This window comes from Kitasatospora sp. NPDC088134 (assembly GCF_044741705.1).
In the GTDB taxonomy this organism is placed as follows: Bacteria; Actinomycetota; Actinomycetes; order Streptomycetales; family Streptomycetaceae; genus Kitasatospora.
The window spans coordinates 251,884-268,296 of sequence record NZ_JBIUTD010000006.1; the positions used below are offsets into that span (position 1 = coordinate 251,884).

At 74.4% G+C, this 16,413-nt stretch carries 16 protein-coding genes and 1 pseudogene; 7 read left to right on the forward strand and 10 right to left on the reverse strand.

What is annotated here, in order from left to right; translation table 11 throughout:
- Position 1: 1 nt before the first annotated feature.
- The 3 genes and pseudogenes from ACIOHG_RS12920 to ACIOHG_RS12930 all read right to left on the reverse strand — a co-directional run bounded on the left by ACIOHG_RS12920 (position 2) and on the right by ACIOHG_RS12930 (position 2,801).
- Positions 2 to 1,274, reverse strand: a pseudogene (locus tag ACIOHG_RS12920) (RNA polymerase sigma factor).
- Complete coding sequence (locus tag ACIOHG_RS12925) at positions 1,271 to 1,624, reverse strand: YciI family protein (RefSeq protein WP_400949015.1); 354 nt, start codon at positions 1,622 to 1,624, stop codon at positions 1,271 to 1,273. The pseudogene ACIOHG_RS12920 and the gene ACIOHG_RS12925 overlap by 4 nt, the downstream one beginning before the upstream one ends.
- Positions 1,625 to 1,997: 373 nt before the next feature.
- On the reverse strand, positions 1,998 to 2,801 hold the full coding sequence (locus ACIOHG_RS12930; protein ID WP_400949018.1) for a GNAT family N-acetyltransferase: 804 nt from the start codon (positions 2,799 to 2,801) through the stop codon (positions 1,998 to 2,000).
- A gap of 95 nt (positions 2,802 to 2,896) precedes the next feature.
- Here ACIOHG_RS12930 and ACIOHG_RS12935 point away from each other — a divergent pair, with 95 nt between their 5' ends.
- The 6 genes from ACIOHG_RS12935 (at position 2,897) to ACIOHG_RS12960 (ending at position 6,741) form a co-directional block, all read left to right on the forward strand.
- The gene (locus ACIOHG_RS12935) at positions 2,897 to 3,382 is read left to right on the forward strand and encodes a MerR family transcriptional regulator (protein WP_400949022.1); all 486 of its coding nucleotides are present in this window, start codon (positions 2,897 to 2,899) and stop codon (positions 3,380 to 3,382) included.
- A 20-nt stretch (positions 3,383 to 3,402) separates the two neighbouring features.
- Positions 3,403 to 3,741 carry a thioredoxin gene (gene trxA / locus ACIOHG_RS12940; protein WP_400949024.1) on the forward strand — a complete coding sequence of 113 codons (339 nt, stop codon included), beginning with the start codon at positions 3,403 to 3,405 and terminating at the stop codon, positions 3,739 to 3,741.
- A 113-nt stretch (positions 3,742 to 3,854) separates the two neighbouring features.
- Entirely contained in the window at positions 3,855 to 4,907 is a 1,053-nt protein-coding gene (locus ACIOHG_RS12945) for a hypothetical protein (protein WP_400949027.1), read from the forward strand.
- Positions 4,908 to 4,961: 54 nt separating this feature from the next.
- Positions 4,962 to 5,384 (forward strand): MarR family winged helix-turn-helix transcriptional regulator, encoded by a 423-nt coding sequence (locus ACIOHG_RS12950; RefSeq protein ID WP_400949030.1) that lies wholly within the window; start codon positions 4,962 to 4,964, stop codon positions 5,382 to 5,384.
- A 42-nt stretch (positions 5,385 to 5,426) separates the two neighbouring features.
- Positions 5,427 to 5,843, forward strand: a complete 417-nt coding sequence (locus tag ACIOHG_RS12955; RefSeq protein WP_400949273.1) for a PPOX class F420-dependent oxidoreductase — start codon at positions 5,427 to 5,429, stop codon at positions 5,841 to 5,843.
- A gap of 97 nt (positions 5,844 to 5,940) precedes the next feature.
- Positions 5,941 to 6,741: a MerR family transcriptional regulator gene (locus tag ACIOHG_RS12960; protein WP_400949033.1), complete on the forward strand. Its 801-nt coding sequence runs from the start codon at positions 5,941 to 5,943 to the stop codon at positions 6,739 to 6,741.
- Positions 6,742 to 6,766: 25 nt separating this feature from the next.
- On the opposite strand, the gene ACIOHG_RS12965 is transcribed toward ACIOHG_RS12960, so the two are convergent.
- The 3 genes from ACIOHG_RS12965 to ACIOHG_RS12975 form a co-directional block, all read right to left on the reverse strand.
- Positions 6,767 to 7,783 carry a helix-turn-helix domain-containing protein gene (locus ACIOHG_RS12965; RefSeq protein WP_400949035.1) on the reverse strand — a complete coding sequence of 339 codons (1,017 nt, stop codon included), beginning with the start codon at positions 7,781 to 7,783 and terminating at the stop codon, positions 6,767 to 6,769.
- Positions 7,784 to 8,179: 396 nt separating this feature from the next.
- On the reverse strand, positions 8,180 to 9,670 hold the full coding sequence (locus ACIOHG_RS12970; protein ID WP_400949036.1) for an aminopeptidase P family protein: 1,491 nt from the start codon (positions 9,668 to 9,670) through the stop codon (positions 8,180 to 8,182).
- Between the two features lie 189 nt (positions 9,671 to 9,859).
- Positions 9,860 to 11,341: a PP2C family protein-serine/threonine phosphatase gene (locus tag ACIOHG_RS12975; RefSeq protein ID WP_400949038.1), complete on the reverse strand. Its 1,482-nt coding sequence runs from the start codon at positions 11,339 to 11,341 to the stop codon at positions 9,860 to 9,862.
- A gap of 425 nt (positions 11,342 to 11,766) precedes the next feature.
- Between ACIOHG_RS12975 and ACIOHG_RS12980 the strand changes: the two genes are divergently transcribed.
- Entirely contained in the window at positions 11,767 to 12,429 is a 663-nt protein-coding gene (locus ACIOHG_RS12980; RefSeq protein WP_400949040.1) for a bifunctional DNA primase/polymerase, read from the forward strand.
- A gap of 304 nt (positions 12,430 to 12,733) precedes the next feature.
- On the opposite strand, the gene ACIOHG_RS12985 is transcribed toward ACIOHG_RS12980, so the two are convergent.
- From ACIOHG_RS12985 to ACIOHG_RS13000, 4 genes are all read right to left on the reverse strand, one after another.
- The gene (locus tag ACIOHG_RS12985) at positions 12,734 to 13,711 is read right to left on the reverse strand and encodes a DUF5926 family protein (protein ID WP_400949041.1); all 978 of its coding nucleotides are present in this window, start codon (positions 13,709 to 13,711) and stop codon (positions 12,734 to 12,736) included.
- A 67-nt stretch (positions 13,712 to 13,778) separates the two neighbouring features.
- The gene (locus ACIOHG_RS12990) at positions 13,779 to 14,408 is read right to left on the reverse strand and encodes an ATP-binding protein (RefSeq protein WP_400949043.1); all 630 of its coding nucleotides are present in this window, start codon (positions 14,406 to 14,408) and stop codon (positions 13,779 to 13,781) included.
- A gap of 270 nt (positions 14,409 to 14,678) precedes the next feature.
- On the reverse strand, positions 14,679 to 15,491 hold the full coding sequence (locus ACIOHG_RS12995) for a glycerophosphodiester phosphodiesterase (RefSeq protein ID WP_400949044.1): 813 nt from the start codon (positions 15,489 to 15,491) through the stop codon (positions 14,679 to 14,681).
- 176 nt (positions 15,492 to 15,667) lie between these two features.
- The gene (locus tag ACIOHG_RS13000) at positions 15,668 to 16,327 is read right to left on the reverse strand and encodes a TetR/AcrR family transcriptional regulator (RefSeq protein ID WP_400949047.1); all 660 of its coding nucleotides are present in this window, start codon (positions 16,325 to 16,327) and stop codon (positions 15,668 to 15,670) included.
- Positions 16,328 to 16,413 lie beyond the last annotated feature (86 nt).

Genomic DNA, 16,413 nt, shown 5'->3' on the forward strand with positions numbered 1-16,413 from the left:
GTCAGGACAGGCTCCGGGCCCGGGCCGCGAGGTGGCGGCGCTCCGGCAGGCTCGGGGCCAGCGCCGCCGCCCGGGAGAACGCCTCCGCCGCCGCCACCCGGTCGCCGTCCCGGGCCAGCAGCTCCGCCCGGACCGCGTGGAACCGGTGATGGCGCACCAACTCCGGCTCCAGCACGTCGAGTTCCTTCAACGCCGGGCCCGCGCCGCAGACCTCCGCCAGCGCCACCACCCGGCCCAGCGCCGGCATCGGACCGGGCGCCACCCGCAGCAGCAGGTCGTACAGCGCCAGGATCTGCGGCCAGTCCGTCGCCGCCACGCTCGGCGCCTCGTCGTGCAGCGCCGCGATCGCCGCCTGCAACTGGTACGGCCCGACCCGGCCGGCCGGCAGCGCCCGCTCCACCAGCGCCACCCCCTCCGCGACCATCGCCGCGTCCCAGCGCGAACGGTCCTGCTCCGGCAGCGGCACCAGCTCCCCGTCCGGGCCGGTCCGGGCCGGCCGCCGGGCGTCCGTCAGCAGCATCAGCGCCAGCAGCCCCATCACCTCCGCGTCCCGCGGCAGCAACCGGTGCAGCAGCCGGGCCAGCCGGATCGCCTCCGCCGACAGCCGCACCGAGGTCAGCTCCCCGCCCGCCGTCGCCGTGTAGCCCTCGTTGAACACCAGGTACAGCACCTGCAGCACCTCGCGCAGCCGCCCGTCCGCGTCCGCCGCCGCCGGCAGCGCGAACGGCAGCCCCGAGGAGCGGATCGTCAGCTTCGCCCGGCTGATCCTCCCCCAGCCTTCGGCCGGGGGGTGCCCCCTTCGCCATCGTCGCCTCCGGCACCAGGAACGCCGCCGCGATCTGCGCCGTGCTCAGACCGCCCACCGCGCGCAGCGTCAGCGCGATCCGGCTCGGCGCCGTCAGCGCCGGGTGGCAGCACAGGAACAGCAGCGCCAGCGAGTCGTCCCGGTCCCCCTCCGGACCCGCGTCCGCGGCCCGGCCCAGCAGCTCCGACTGCGGCGTCGCCAGGAACAGCCGCTCCTCCCGCTCCCGCCGGGCCCGGTCCGCCCGCACCAGGTCCACCAGCCGCCGCGAGGCCACCGTCACCAGCCAGCCCCGCGGATTCTCCGGCCGCCCCTGCGCCGGCCACTGCTGCGCCGCCGCCAGCAGCGCCTCCTGCACCGCGTCCTCGCAGGCGTCGAACGCCCCGCCGTGACGGCGCAGCAACGCCGCCAGGACCTGCGGCGCCAGCTCGCGCAGCAGGTCCTGGTCGGCGACGGGGAGCCCCCCGCTCACTTGGCCTCGTGCAGGATCGGCCACAGCTCCACCGGCTCGCGGTCGGCCCACGGCATGTCCGCCGCGATCTCCAGCGCCCGCGCCTCGTCCTCGCAGTCCAGCAGGTAGAAGCTGGCCATGTACTCCTTGGTCTCCAGGTACGGCCCGTCACTCACCACGGGCAGCCCCTCCTCCCGCCGCACCAGCCGGCTCACCGCCGCGTCCCCCAGCCCGTATGCACCGATCAGCTCACCGCTCTCCTGGTACCGCTTGTTGAACGCGTCCTGCCGCGCGATCGCCTCGGTCCAGTTCTCGTTCGACAGCGACGCCCACTTCTCCTGGTTGCCGTACGTCATCAGGAGGTACTTCACGGGGACCACTTCCTTCGTTGCGCCATGTGTGTGTGCTTGCGTCCGGTGGTCGGAGCAGGGCGGGCCGTTCTCTACACGCCGCCGAAGAATTCTCGGAAATATTTCCCGCCCCCACATCCCCGCAGCTCAAAGCACCCGTAACGCCCCGCCACTCCCGCCTTCGGCGCCCGGGGACGACCTGTTCGGCGTGTCCGCCGGTGTGCTCCGCCGCTTCGGGGCGCGCAGCGCACCCCGCCTTCGGCGCCCGGGGGCGGCCTGTCCGGTGGGCCTTCTTCTCGGCTTGCCCTTCCCGGCCGCGCGCAGCGCCGTTCTTCCTGTCCCCTTCCCGGCCGCGTGCAGCGCCCCCGCGGGCTGCGCGCGGTGGGGCCGGGGGTCAGGCGGTGGGCGGGGTCCAGATGTACGGGGTGGTGGTCGTGACGGGGTGCATGCCGAGGCGGCGGAGGATGGGGGTGCTGTCGGGGGAGGCGTCGACCTGGAGGTGGGTGATGCCGTGGTCGAGGGCCCAGCGGGCGCGGTGGGCGACCAGGGCGCGGTAGATGCCGCGGCCGCGCCAGGCGGCGAGCGTGGAGCCGCCCCAGAGGCCGCCGAAGGTGGAGTCCGGGGTGCGGGTGAGCCACGCGGCGGAGACCACCTCGGGATCGGTCGGGACGTCGGTCTCGGCGACCAGGACGAGGAAGTCGTCGCTGCCGGTGGCCCGGGTGGTCAGGTCCTCGGCGAGCCAGCTCCAGTCCTCGCCCCAGACCTCGGTCTCCATCGCGGCGATCCGCCGCATGTCCGCGGGGGAGGTGGTGCGCCGGATGACGACGCCCTCGGGGGAGCGGGTGGGGGTGGCGAGTTCGGCGGCCAGGCCGATCAGGACGGTCTCCGGCTCCTCGGCGGTGAACCCGGCCGCGAGCAGCCGCTCGGGGAGTTCGGCGGGGAGGTCGTGGCCGCGGGTCTTCCACTCGAAGGCTTCGCCGCGGGCGCCGAAGAACGCGCACTGGCGGGCGATCAGCCGGTCCAGTTCCGCGCCGTCCAGGCCGAGGTCGGCGGTGGGGGAGGTGACGAAGCCGCGGAAGCCGCCGTGGCTGCGCAGCAGGGGGCCGTCGGTGTCGTGGGTCTCGCCGTCGCCGGCGCGGCCGAGGCCGCGCATGTTCGCGTCGTAGGCCGCCAGCAGGGCGGTGATCTGTTCGGTCATCGGACGAGCTTAACGATCTTGGCGGGTGCCGCGCCGGGGTTCCGGCGTCCGGAGGGCTGGCCTTGACGCCGGGGTGAAGGTCTACCGTCGTCGGCATGCGGATCGGCGAGCTGGCACAGCGGGCGGGGACCACCACGCGGGCGCTGCGGTACTACGAGTCGCGGGGGCTGCTGCCCGCGCGGCGCGGCGGGAACGGGTACCGGGCGTACGACGAGGAGGACCTGCGGCTGCTGCGGCAGATCCGGATGCTGCAGGACTTCGGGTTCGAACTGGAGGAGACCCGGCCGTTCGTGGAGTGCCTGCGGGCCGGGCACCCGGCGGGCGACTCCTGCCCGGCCTCGCTGGAGGTGTACCGGGCGAAGCTGGCCGAACTGGACGCCATGGTGGCCAGGTTGGGCGAGGTCCGGGACCAGGTGGCGGTGCAGCTGGCGCAGGCCGAGGCGGCCCGCGACGCGCTGGCCGCGGTGGACGCGGAGCCCCGCTGCGAGCTGGCCCGCCCGCCGGAGCCACCGCCGCGGTCACGGCCGCGGTCACAGCCGGAGCCGCAGCCGGAGCCGCAGCCGGAACCGACATCGGAGTGACGAGCGAGAGGGAGGACGCCGTGGGTGGCGTGCGGAGTGTGACGGACCGGGACTTCGCGGGCGAGGTGCTGGCGGCCGAGGGGCCGGTGCTGGTGAAGTTCACCGCCGACTGGTGCCCGCCGTGCCGGATGATCGCGCCGGTGCTGGCGGAGCTGGCCGTCGAGCAGGAGGGACGGCTGAAGATCGTCTCGCTGGACGTGGACGCGAACCCGGAGACCCAGGCCGCGTACGGGGTGCTGTCGATGCCGACGCTGATGGTGTTCAAGGACGGCGAGCCGGTGCGCTCGCTGGTGGGGGCGCGGGCGAAGGCGCGGCTGCTGCGGGAGCTGGACGACCTGCTGGAGGAGGGGCGGCAGTAACGGGGAGAACGGGGAGAGGTGCGTCACAGGGCGGGGGAACGCTGGAGCCGAAGGGCGTGCGAGTTGTAAAGTGCAACCGAGAGATAGTTGTACTTGCCAACCATGGAGCTGTGATGCCCTCGCCGTCCGCGGTCTCCCGCCCCGCCCTGCGGCACGTCCTCACCCACCTGGTCACACCGCTGCTGATGTGCCTCGGCATGGGGATCGCCTACCTCGCCGCCTTCCACGCCCCCGCCCCGCACCACCTCAAGGTGGCCGTCGTCGGGTCGGCCCCGCAGAGCCAGCTGCTCGCGCAGACTCTGAAGGACCGGGCCGGGGACGGACTGGACGTCACCACCCTGCCCGACGCCGACGCCGCCCGGCAGCGGCTGCTCGACCGCGACCTGGTCGCCGCCTACCTGCCCGACGCCGCCGCCCCGACCCTGCTGGTCGCCACCGCGAGCTCGGAGACCTCGGCCACCGCCGCCGAGAAGGTGTTCACCCAGGTCGCCGCGCACCAGGGCAAGCCGCTCGCCGTCCAGGAGCTGACCCCGCTGCCGGCCGGCGACCCCACCGGGCAGGGCCTGTTCTTCCTGCTGGTGGCGCTCAGCATCGGCTCGTACGGCTCGGTCGCGGTGCTCGGCGCGGCCGGCGCCGCCCTCCCGATGCGCCTGCGCGCGCTGCTCGGCCTCGGCGTCGCCCTGGTGGTCAGCCTGATCGGCGCGGCGCTCGCCGGACCGGTGTTCCACCTGGTGACGCACGGCCTGTTCGGCGTCTGGGCGATGTCCTGGCTGTACGCGAGCGGCATCGTGCTGATCGGCACCGCCCTGCACGGCTTCCTCGGCCGCTGGACCACGCTCACCATGATGGCGCTGTTCGTGATGCTCAACTTCACCAGCTCCGGCGGCATCTTCGAACCCGCCCTGCAGAACGGCTTCTTCGGCTCCCTGCACGCCTTCTGGAACGGCGCGGGCTTCCTGGAGGGCGTCCGCGACCACGTGTACTTCGGCGGCCGGGCCGGGTTCGGCGGCCACCTCGCCACCCTGTTCGCCTGGCTGGCGGCCGGTGCCGCCCTGCTGCCGCTCGCCGCCCGGCACGAACGCCGCCGGGCCGGGACGCCCGCGGCCGCCGTCCCCGTGCCGGAACGTGCCGAGCAGGAGGAGATCGAGGAGGCGGTCGGCGTCTGAGGGCGGCTGCCCCTACCGTGGTCGGCAACACCGCACGACGAAGGAGCCACCGCCATGCCCGACCGCGACGCCGCGCTGGACACCATCCAGCGGGAGCTCACCGCGTTCGCCCGCCGGGCCCGCCACAAGGCAGCCCAGCTGCACCCCGAGCTCTCGCTGGTCACCTACAGCATGCTCGACCTGGTGAAGGAGCGCGGCTCCTGCCGGGCCGCCGACCTGGCCTCGCACTTCATGCTCGACAAGTCCACCGTCAGCCGGCAGGTCGGCGCGCTGGAGAAGCTCGGCCTGCTCGGCCGCGAGGCCGACCCCGACGACCAGCGCGGCCAGCTGCTGCGGCTGACCGGCGCGGGCGAGCAGCTGCTCGCCGAGGCGTACGAGCAGCGCCGACGGGCCTTCACCGACCGCTTCACCTCCTGGGGCGACGAGGACCTGGCCCGGTTCGCCGCCTACCTGATCCGCTACGGCGAGTCCGAGTAACCGCCGTCCGGCACGGCTGCCAGGATGGCGGCCATGCCCACCATGACCGAGCCCGAGTGGCGCGCGTTCCTCGCCCACGGCACCCGTACCGGCAAGCTGGCCACCACCCGCGCCGACGGCCGCCCGCACATCGCCCCGATCTGGTTCCTGCTGGACGGCGAGGACATCGTCTTCAACACCGGCCGCGACACCGTCAAGGGCCGCACCCTGGCCCGGGACGGCCGCGCCGCGCTCTGCGTCGACGACGACCGGCCGCCGTTCGCCTTCGTCCTGGTCGAGGGCGAGGCCACCCTGAGCGAGGACCTCGCCGAGGTCCGGGCCTGGGCCGGCCGGATCGCCGCCCGCTACATGGGCGAGGACCGCGCCGAGGAGTACGCCGCCCGCAACGGCGTCCCCGGCGAACTCCTCGTCCGGCTGCGGATCGGCAAGGTGATCGCGCAGGGCGGCGTCGCGGACTGACCCGGAAACCCGGCTCGACCCGGAAACCCGGCTTGACCCTCACGCCGCGTCAGGCCGCAGGCTGGTGCCCACAGCGAACGGCGGGAAGGAGGACGCGATGAACGACGACGCGACGGACGACGACACCGGATACACGGTGGGACGGCTGGCCCGGATCGCCGGCGTCACGGTGCGCACCCTGCACCACTACGACGGCATCGGACTGCTGTCGCCCACTGGCCGCACCCCGGCCGGGTACCGGCGCTACAGCGAGGCCGAACTGGACCGGCTGCAGCAGATCCTGTTCTACCGCGAACTCGGCTTCCCGCTGGAGGAGATCGCGGCGATCCTGGACGACCGGTCGGTCGGACCGTCCGAGCACCTGCGCCGGCAGCGCCAGCTGATCGGCGACCGGATCCGGAAGCTGGAGGACCTCGCCGCGGCGGTCGAGAGAGCGATGGAGGCAAGGACGTTGGGCATTCAGCTGACCCCGGAGGAGAAGTTCGAGGTGTTCGGCAAGGACTACCGGGAGGAGTGGGAGGACGAGGCCGAGCAGCGCTGGGGCGAGACCGACGCCTGGAAGCAGTCCCAGGCCCGGACGGCCCGCTACACCAAGGCGGACTGGGAGCGGATCAAGGCCGAGGCCGACGGCATCAACGACGCCCTGGTGGCGGCGTTCACCGCCGGCTCCGCGCCGGACAGCGAGCAGGCGATGGCGATCGCCGAGCAGCACCGCGCGCACATCGGCCTGAACTTCTACGACTGCGCCCCGCAGATGCACCGCTGCCTCGGCGACATGTACGTCGCCGACCCGCGGTTCACCGAGACGTACGAGAAGCTCGCCCCGGGCCTCGCCCCGTGGCTGCGGGACGCGATCCACGCCAATGCCGACCGCCTGGAGCGCGAAGCCAACTCCTGAAGAACATGTAGTAGTTGACGGTGTGTCAGGCGGCCCGGCCGAAGGTCCGCCGGTAGGCGGTCGGCGAGGTGCGCATGGTGCGGCCGAAGTGGTGCCGGAAGGTCGCCGCGGACTCGAACCCGACGGCCGCGGCGATCTCCTCCACACTGCCCTCCGGCGACTCCAGCAGCGGCAGGCTGGCCGCGATCCGCTGGATCGCCACCCAGCGCATCGGGCTGACCCCGTTGCGGGCGGTGAAGTGCCGCAGGTACGAGCGGTCGGACATGCCGGCCGCCCGGGCCAGCAACTGCACGGTGAGCGGGCGGGCCAGGTGCTCCAGCGCCCAGCGCATCGACCGGGCCACCCCGTCCTCCGGCTCGTCCACCGGCCGGACCGCCGCCTCGATGAACTGGGCCTGCCCGCCGTCCCGGTGCGGCGGGACGACGAAGCGGCGGGCGACGGTGTTGGCGACCCGCGCGCCGTGGTCCTGCCGGACCAGGTGCAGGCAGAGGTCGATGCCGGCGGCGCTGCCCGCACTGGTCAGCACCTGGCCGTTGTCCACGTACAGCACGTCCGGGTCGACCCGGACCTCCGGGTGCCGGCGGCGCAGCAGCTCCGCGTACCGCCAGTGGGTGGTGGCGGGCAGGCCGTCGAGCAGTCCGGCGGCGGCCAGCGCGAAGGCGCCCGAGCAGATCGACACCAGCCGGGCGCCGCGGGCGTGCGCGGTGCGCAGCGCGGCGACCAGCGCGGGCGGCACGTCGCCGTACGGGTCGGGCACCCCGGCCACCACCACGGTGTCGGCGGCGGCGAGCTCCTCCAGGCCGTGACGGGGCGTCAGGGAGAAGCCGCCGACCGCCTCCAGCGGGTGGCCGGGGCGCTCCGCGCACACCCGGACGTCGTACCAGGGGGCGGCCAGCAGCCCGGCGAGCTCGGGCCGGGCGAGGGCGAACACCTCGACCACGACGCCGAGTTCGAACGGCGCCATACCGGCGAAGGCGTACACCGCGACGGTGTGCACGGGCGCCGGGCGCCTGCCGATGACGACGGGCACGGGCTGGGCCATGGCGCTGCTCCAGGGGCGGCCGGGGGCGGTTCGCCGCGAGTGTAGTGCCTCGGGCCGCCGGGGCGGTCCGGACGCGGCCCGGACGGCGGTCGGACGGCGATCGGACGGACGGATGCGCACGGACCGGGCCGGAGGCTGACCGGACGGGGGCGGAAAACCTTTGGAATCGGGCCGGGGCCTCCCGGGAGGATGGGGGAGTCACCCCGTCGAGGGCCGACCGTCCGTCCACCCCACCCAGCGCTGCGGAGCGTCGAATGTCCATGCCCAGCCGTGCCCGTTTCGAGAACAATGTCGCGTTCCCGGCCGCCCGTTCGGGCTGGGGCCGCCGCCACTGAACGCACCGGGCCCCCGCCGGCAGGCCGGACGGGGGCTCGGTGCGGACCGGCGGACGGACCGTCAGGAGGTCAGCGAGGCCATCCAGGCTTCGACCTCGTCGGCCTCGCGGGGCAGGGCCGCGGAGAGGTTCTCGTGGCCGTCGGCGGTGACCAGGATGTCGTCCTCGATCCGGACGCCGATGCCCCGGTACTCCTCCGGCACCGTCAGGTCGTCGGCCTGGAAGTACAGGCCGGGCTCGACGGTCAGCACCATGCCCGGCTCCAGCACCGCGTCCACGTAGTCCTCGCGGCGGGCGTGCGCGCAGTCGTGCACGTCGAGGCCGAGCATGTGGCCGGTGCCGTGCAGGGTCCAGCGGCGCTGCAGGCCCAGCTCCAGCACCTTCTCCAGGTCGTAGACCGAGTTGTCGATCAGGCCCCACTCCAGCAGGCGCGCGGCCAGCACCCGCTGGGCGGCCTTGTGGAAGTCCAGGTACTGGTTGCCCGGCTTGACCGCGGCGATGCCGGCCTCCTGGGCGTCGTACACCGCCTGGTAGATCTTCCGCTGCAGCGGGGTGAAGCGGCCGTTGATCGGCAGCGTGCGGGTCACGTCCGCGGTGTACAGGGTGTGCGTCTCCACGCCCGCGTCCAGCAGCAGCAGCTCGCCCGGGCGGACGTCGCCGTCGTTGCGGACCCAGTGCAGGGTGGTGGCGTGCGGGCCGGCCGCGGCGATCGAGCCGTAGCCGACGTCGTTGCCCTCGACCCGGGCGCGGCGCCAGAAGGTGCCCTCGATCCAGCGCTCCGAGGTGGCGACGGCCCGGTCCAGTTCGCGCACCACGTCGGTGAAGCCGAGCACGGTGGCGTCGCAGGCGGCGCGCAGCTCGCCGATCTCCCACTCGTCCTTGACCAGGCGCAGCCCGGACAGGAAGACCTTCAGCTCCTCGTCCTTCTCCGCGTCCAGTTGCTCGGCCAGCGCGGCCTCCAGGCCGGCGTCGTAGCCGCGCACCAGGCGGGTCGGGACGGTGGTCGCGGCCAGCTCCTCGGCGACGGTGCGGACGTCGCGCACCGGCAGGCCGTACAGCTGCTCGGACTCGGTGAGCGAGTGCCGGCGGCCGACCCACAGCTCGCCCTGGCCGCTCAGCCAGAACTCGCCGTTCTCCCGGTTCGAGCGCGGCAGCAGGTACAGCGCGAACGCGTGGCCGTCCTCGACCGGTTCGCCGACCAGTACCGCGTCCTCGGTCTGGTTGCCCGTCAGGTGCACGTACTCGCTGGCGGCGCGGAAGGCGTACTCGGTGTCGTTGGCGCGGGTGCGCAGGTTGCCCGCCGGGACGACCAGCCGCTCGCCGGGGAACGCGGCGGACAGCCGGGCGCGCCGCTCGGCGGCGTACGGGGCCTGGGCGACCGGCTCCAGGCCGTGCAGCTCGGTGTCGGCCCAGCCGGAGCGCATGGACGCCTCGAGCTCGTCGGAGACGCCGCCGTACACGCCGTTCTTGCGGCTCTTCGGCTTCTCCTCCTCCTCGCCCTCGGCGGAACCCTCGGGGTTCTCGGACACCGCGGGGCTGCGGTCCTCGGTCACTACGTCGCCTCCTTGCGCGTGCTACCGCCCGCCCTCCCCGGGTCGCGGGGCGTGCGGGCGGATGTCGCCCCCATGGTACGTAGGGCCGTTCGAACGGAGGAAGGGCGTTCGGCCCGGGCTTCGGTCCGGGGTTCGGCCCGGGTGCAGCCCGGGTCCGGCCGGGGCCCGCTCCTGACTTCCTGACCGCGGCTACTCGAAGCGGGCGGCCAGCAGCACCAGGTCGTCCTCGCCGGGGTCCGTACCGCCGGCCTGCTCCAGCAGGTGCGCGCAGAGCCGCTCCGGGTCGAGCCGGACGTCCCGCGGGGCGTCGGCGGCGGCCCGGCGCAGCGCGCTCTGCCCGGCGTGCAGGGTCGGCGCGAACCGGCGGGCCAGACCCTCGGTGTACAGCACCAGCACGTCGCCGCGCTCCGCGGTCAGCTCCACCCCGGGCGCCTCCCAGCAGCTGAGCATGCCCAGCGGGGCGGAGAGCGAGGTCTCGACGAAGTTCGCCCCGTACCCGGTCAGCAGCACCGGCGGGCAGTTCGCCGCCCCCGCCAGCGCGATCCGCCGCTCCGCCGGGTCCACGCAGGCGTAGACGGCGGTGGCGGACCGGGTCGGCTCGGTGGTCTTCAGCAGCAGCTCCAGGTCGCCGAGCACCGACACCGGGTCCTCGCCCTCCAGCACCGCGTAGGCGCGCAGCGCGGCCCGGACCCGGCCCATCGCGGCCGCCGCGCCCGCGCCCGCCCCGGGCCCGGCGCTCGGACCGCCGCCGAGCACGCTGCCCACGGTCAGGCCCAGGGTGTCGTCGGGCAGCGCGATGGCGTCGTACCAGTCGCTGCCGGCGGCGTGCTCCAGCGCGGCCGGGACGCAGCGGGCCGCGATCCGCAGGCCGGCCGGGGACGGCAGGTGGTCGGGCAGCAGCGAGCGGCGCAGCGTCTCGGTGGCCCGCACCGCCCGGTCGGCCTCCAACTGGCGGGCCAGCAGCGGCGCGGCGAACTCGCAGTAGCGGCGCACCAGGTGCTCGCGGCGGTCGTCGGGGCGGCCCGGCTCGTCGTAGAACCAGACGGCGGCGCCGAGCGCGCCGTCCCGCTCGGTGCCCAGCGGCAGCGCGTAGCAGGCCCCCAGGCCCAGCTGGGCGGCGACCTCGCGGAACCGGGCGCCCACCGCCGGGTCGGCGGCCAGGTCGTCGATCAGCAGCCGGCCGCCGGCGCCCGCGCTCAGCAGCCCGGCGAACGGACCGTGCTCGACCGGCACGGTCTCCAGCGCGCCGAGCATCGCCCGGTCCAGGCCGAGCCCGACCGGGCGGCCCAGGGTGCGGGCCGGCCCGGGCCGCAGGGTCACCACCAGGCCGCGGCGGGCGCCGAGCAGTGCGGCACCCGAGTCCAGCAGCGCGTCCAGCGTGCCGGGCAGCCCGTCGGCCCGGGCCAGCAGCTCCAGGTGCTCCTGCAGGCTGGTGAAATCGGACAGCCATCCGGCCAAACGGTCCTGCAGGTCGGCCGTCGGCACCTCGCCCAGCTCCGGCAGCAGCACCCGGTCGGCCGCCGGGGCCCCGGCGGTCAGGGCCCCGGCGGTCAGGGCTTCGGCCGCCGGGGTTTCCGCCGCCAGTGCCGCCAGGGCCGCCGAGGCCGGCGCCGCCGGTGTCAGCACCTCGGAGGCCCGCACCTCGGCCGCCAGCGGCTGGATGTCGGTCATGTCGCAACTCCCCACAATCCGGAACGTGTCACGCAGGACCCCCGAGACCGACCGAAACGATGTCTTTACTCACTACTCGGCATGATTCCCCCACTTGTACACAGGCCGATCGGGGCATGTCCAGGAGTGCGGCGGCCGAACGTGCCAGGGATCGTATGCGCAGGCCGCCGGGGTGCCGCCCGGGGCGGCCCGCACTCACTCGTACGGTGGAACCGGGGCCCCGGGGGCCGCGTCCATCCGGGCGTATGGGGGATTCTCGTTCCAGCGGCGGGTAGTCGGGACGCACACGCACCGCGGCCCGCGCCGATCGGACCGGTCACCCGGCCGCAGCCGGTCATGCCGAGCACGTCGAACACATCGAGTACGTCGAACACATCGAGTACGTCGAGCACGCCGACCCCGGACGCGGAAAGGAACGAGCCGCCATGCGCCCACCTCGCCGAGAGCCGCTGTCCGAGCGGGTGGTCCAGTGGATGCCGGGGCGCCGGTCCCGGACGCTGGTGCTGGCCGCCGCCCTGCAGGCCGCCGTCGGCTGCGGCTGGCCGGTGGTGCCGGGCGCCCGCCCGCTGCGCGGCGCGTCCGGGCCGTGCTCCTGCGCCGACCGGGTCTGCGCGACGCCCGGCGCGCACCCGTGCGACCCGCCGCTGGAGGCGGCCACCACCGATCCGCGGATGGTGCGCTGGTGGTGGGAGCGCCGGTCGCCGGGCGCGCCCGTGCTGGCGGCGACCGGACGGGCGCTGGGCGCGGTGAGCCTGCCCCGCCCGGCCGGGCCGTGGCTGCTGCGGCACCTGGACGAGATCGGCGTCCCCTACGGGCCGGTGCTCGGCACGCCGGGCCGGTTCGTGCTGCTGACCGCCCCCTACACGCTGCCGGAGCTCGGCGCGCTGCTGGCCGAACGGCCCTGGGTGCCCGGGGTGCTGCGCTACCACGGGCCGGGCGGCTACCTGGTGCTGCCGCCCTCGCGGACGGGCGCGGGCCCGGTGCACTGGGTGCGCCGGCCGGGCCCCGGGCGGCCCTGGCTGCCGGAGGTCGGGACGCTGCTCGGCGGGATGATCACCGCGAGCGCGGTGGTGCTCCCGCGGCGCTGACCAGGTATTTGATGATGCCCCGTCAGAAAGTCGGTACGGTACGGCCCGTAACGAGAAATGTCCGACCGCTGGCGACGGGGGATGCACCAGCGGTCGGACTGTTCAAACAGTAACAAAGATCCGGCTCCGCGCCAATTTGTCCACGCCGAAAGGCCCTTGGGAACTCCCGGAGGGGCCCCGGGGGAGCCCCGGAGAATCCCGGTGGCGCGGCGGAAATGTGACGCGGATCACTTCCCGGAACCCTTCCCTGAACGCTTCCCGGATCCCGGTGGAGCGCTTTCCGGCCGGTTCCGGCGGATTCCGGTCAGTTCAGGGTGATCTGACGGCTCACCAGGTTCGCCCGGGCCCGGCGCTCCTCCGCGGTCAGCGGCGCGGGCGCGGCCAGCACCTCGGCCAGCTTGGCGGCGAACTCCGCGGCCGGCTTCTCCACCTCGGCGGCGGCCATGTCCACCGGCAGGTCCCAGACCGGCACCGTCAAGCCGTGCGCCCGGAACGAGCCGACCAGCTTGGTGCCCTCGCCCAGCGAGCTCTCACCGGCCGCCGACAGCCGGGCCAGCGCGTCCAGCAACTGCTCCTCGGGGACGGTCATCACCCAGCGCAGGTGGTTCTTGTCCGGGGTGCCGCACCAGTACGCCGAGTCCACCCCGGCCAGCTTCTCGGTCGGGATCGCGGAGGCGTTCGCCCGCTCCAGCGAGGCCGCCACCTCGCCGGTCGCCGCCTCGGCGTCCTCCAGCCAGAACTCGAAGCCGGTGAACACCTCGGGCGTGAACTCCGCCGTGGTGTCCAGCAGTTCCTGCAGGCGTCGGCCACCCGGCGTGGTCCGGCGGGCCGGCACCGGGGTGCCCGGCTCGGTGGCCAGCGCCAGCTCCAGCGCGTCCGCCAGGTCACGGCTCAGGTCGCCCGAGGAGGACTGGGTCTGCAGGCCCAGCAGGATCGAGCCGTCGGCCCGCCGCAGCGCCGGCCAGGCCAGCGGCAGCACCGTCGCCAGCGTCACCGACGGCACCTCGCCGACGGCCTCCTCGGCCACGCCCGCCGCCAGCTTCAGCGGCACCGTGGCGGCCGGCACCAGCTCGCGCAGCGCCACCCAGTCCGCCTCGCCCGGCAGGCCCTCGAACGGACGGTGCACCAACTCCTGCACCGCGTGGGCCGCCTGGCGGCCGTGACAGGCCTTGTACCGGCGGCCCGAACCGCACGGGCACGCCTCGCGCGCCCCGACGACCGGGACCTCGCCCTCGACGGCGGTGGACTGGCTGGGCTGCTTCTTCGCGGCCTTCTTGGCCATGGTGCGGCTCTCCCGGGGAGGTCGGACGGGTTGCACCCGGCAGCCTACTTCGCCCGCGCCGCCCCGCTCAGGCGCTCCGGCGCCGCCCGCCGCCCACGACCTGCCCGAACGCCGGCAGCTCCGCCCACACCGTCACCTGACCGGGTGCGTGCCGCACGCCCCAGTCCCGCGCCAGCTGCCCGACGATGTTCAACCCCCGCCCGCCGTGCGCCGTCACCGACGGCCCGGCCGGCACCGGACGGGTGCTCGCCCCGCCGTCCGTCACCTCCAGGGTCAGCAGGCCGTCGCCGCGCATCCGCCAACTCACCAGCACCGTACCGGGATCGTCGTCCCCGCCCGCCGGGCCGTAGCCGTCGGACCAGATCGCCGCCGCCGTGCCTGTTGCTGCTCCGTCCGCTGCTCCGCCTGTCGCTCCGTCAGTCTGCTTGCCCTGCTCACCGGGCTCACCCGGCCCGTTCGGCTCGCCCGGCTCGTCCGCGAGGCGCAAGGGTCTGGCGTGCCGACAGGAATTGCTGAGCAGTTCGGAGAGGATCAACACCGCGTCGTCAATCACCGGATCGGGTATCGCGCGGTCGCCGAGATCACGGCGCAGCCTCCGCCGGGCTGCCGAAACACTGGCCGGACCGTGCGGAACGGCCATGGCCGATGAGGACGACCCGGCCTGAACTGGCACAGCTCGTGCCACCATCAACGCCACCCCCGGACCTCCTTCAGGCTTCTGCCGAGGGATGGATGCCCGCAGGTAATGCGTCGGAAACGGACGTTCGACGATCCGATGGCGGCATTAACGACATCCGTGCGGACCGGAGGCAAAAGGTGAGGCGTCTCTCACGTTCTGTTGTGGTGATCCATGGGAAAGGGCGCGCGGAAATACCCCGTTCGGTATTTCTGTCGCGCGATTGGGTGCGGGGGCGGCCCGGTGCGGGGCCTGCGGGGCTGGGCGTGGGCGGTCGGGGCGCGGGGACGGTCAGCGGCCGAGCTGGGCCAGGACGTCGGCCGGGCGGTTGGTGATCAGGGCCTCCACGCCCAGTTCCAGGCAGAGTTCGACGTCCTCGGGGCGGTCCACCGTCCACACGTGCACCCGGTGCCCGGCCCGGCGCAGTGCCGTCACCAGACCCGGGTCGCGGCGCACCAGGTCGATGCCCGGGCCGGCGATCGCGGCGCCGCCGGGCAGCGCGCGGGTGCGGCCGAGCACCGGCAGCCGGCGCTCCCACAGGTACACCCGGGGCACCGCCGGGGCGGCCCGCCGGACCCGGTGCAGGGCCAGCTCGGAGAAGCTCATCACCCGCACCGTCGACTCCTCGGGGGAGGCCGGCAGCAGGTTGAACCGCCCCAGCATGCGCAGGAGTTCGGACTCCACCCGGCCCGCGTAGCGCACCGGGTGCTTGGTCTCGATCGCCAGCTCCACCCGCCGACCGGCGTCCGCGACCAGCTCCAGCAGCCGCTCCAGGGTGAGCACCGGGCTGGGCTCCGGCTGCTCCGGGTGCTTCCACGAACCGAAGTCCAACCGGGAGAGTTGAGCCAGCGTCATCGCCGACACCACGCCCTGGCCGTCCGAGGTCCGGCGCACCGTACGGTCGTGCACGCACACCAGCTGCCCGTCGGCGGTGACCCGGACGTCGCACTCCAGCCCGTCCGCGCCCTCCGCCAGGGCCCGCAGGTACGCCTGCTCGGTGTGTTCCGGCAGGGCCGCCGAGGAGCCCCGGTGGGCGATCACCTTCACCGCGGAACGGTCGATCGGGGCGTTCGGCGCGGTCGCGGCGCTGTGCTGGGTGTTCACGCCGTCCACCCTACGAGGGCCGGGATGTCGCCCGGCTTCCGGCACGGCGACATCCCGGTGAACACCTGCGTCCCCGCTCTCCGGGGGTGGGCGGTTCGGGGTGGGCGGTTTGTGAGTGGGCGGTTCGGGGGTGTCGGGGTTGGCGGTTCGCGGGTGGGCGGTTCGGGGGCGTGCGGTCAGATCCGGGCGAGCGCCTCGGCCTCGGCGGTGTAGAGCAGTTCCGGGTCCAGGCCCATGCCGGTGAAGTGGCCGGCCAGTTCCAGCGAGAGCACGCCGTGCAGCCTGGTCCAGAACGCCAGCGCCCGGCGCAGCTCGTGGGCGCTGGCCCGGCGCGGACCGGCCCAGTCGTGCCGGCCGCCCAGGTGGGAGTAGAGCCGGGCGTCGGCCCGGCCCGGGTCGACCGGCGGCTGCTGGTGCCGGGCGGCGGCGTCCAGCAGGGCGGACATGGTGGCGGCGGCGAGCTCGGTGGTCTCCGGCGGGGCGTGGTAGCCCGGGACGGGGGTGCCGTACAGCAGGAAGTAGCGCTGCGGATCGGCCAGCGCCCACTCGCGCAGCGCCCGGGCCAGCTCGGGCAGGTCACCGCCCTGACCGGCCCGGGCGCCCAGCACCTCGGCCAGGCTGCGGTAGCCGTCGGTGATCAGCTCGGTGATCAGCTCGTCCCGGTTGGCGAAGTAGCGGTAGAGGGCCGGGCCGCTGACGCCCATCCGCTTGGCGATCGCGTTCAGCGACAGCGCGGAGGCGCCCGCCTCGGCGATCTGGGCGCGGGCGTGCCGCTTGACCTCCTCGCGGACCTGGGTGCGGTAGCGCTCCCGCGGGGTGCCGGTCTCCGTCTCCATGGGGGTGCCCCTTCACTGCCGTGTTGGTGTCACGCGTTCGTCAGATGTCCTCACTTCCGTTAGACCATATCACTGTTGTTGTTGAC

Excerpts from the sequence above, each read along its gene's own strand:
- ACIOHG_RS13000 (WP_400949047.1), bottom strand. The coding sequence starts at position 16,327 with ATGGAGACGGAGACCGGCACCCCGCGGGAGCGCTACCGCACCCAGGTC.
- ACIOHG_RS12950 (WP_400949030.1), top strand. The coding sequence starts at position 4,962 with ATGCCCGACCGCGACGCCGCGCTGGACACCATCCAGCGGGAGCTCACC.
- ACIOHG_RS12930 (WP_400949018.1), bottom strand. The coding sequence starts at position 2,801 with ATGACCGAACAGATCACCGCCCTGCTGGCGGCCTACGACGCGAACATG.
- ACIOHG_RS12935 (WP_400949022.1), top strand. The coding sequence starts at position 2,897 with ATGCGGATCGGCGAGCTGGCACAGCGGGCGGGGACCACCACGCGGGCG.
- ACIOHG_RS12975 (WP_400949038.1), bottom strand. The coding sequence starts at position 11,341 with ATGACCGACATCCAGCCGCTGGCGGCCGAGGTGCGGGCCTCCGAGGTG.
- ACIOHG_RS12955 (WP_400949273.1), top strand. The coding sequence starts at position 5,427 with ATGACCGAGCCCGAGTGGCGCGCGTTCCTCGCCCACGGCACCCGTACC.
- ACIOHG_RS12945 (WP_400949027.1), top strand. The coding sequence starts at position 3,855 with ATGCCCTCGCCGTCCGCGGTCTCCCGCCCCGCCCTGCGGCACGTCCTC.
- ACIOHG_RS12965 (WP_400949035.1), bottom strand. The coding sequence starts at position 7,783 with ATGGCCCAGCCCGTGCCCGTCGTCATCGGCAGGCGCCCGGCGCCCGTG.
- ACIOHG_RS12980 (WP_400949040.1), top strand. The coding sequence starts at position 11,767 with ATGCGCCCACCTCGCCGAGAGCCGCTGTCCGAGCGGGTGGTCCAGTGG.
- ACIOHG_RS12960 (WP_400949033.1), top strand. The coding sequence starts at position 5,941 with ATGAACGACGACGCGACGGACGACGACACCGGATACACGGTGGGACGG.
- ACIOHG_RS12985 (WP_400949041.1), bottom strand. The coding sequence starts at position 13,711 with ATGGCCAAGAAGGCCGCGAAGAAGCAGCCCAGCCAGTCCACCGCCGTC.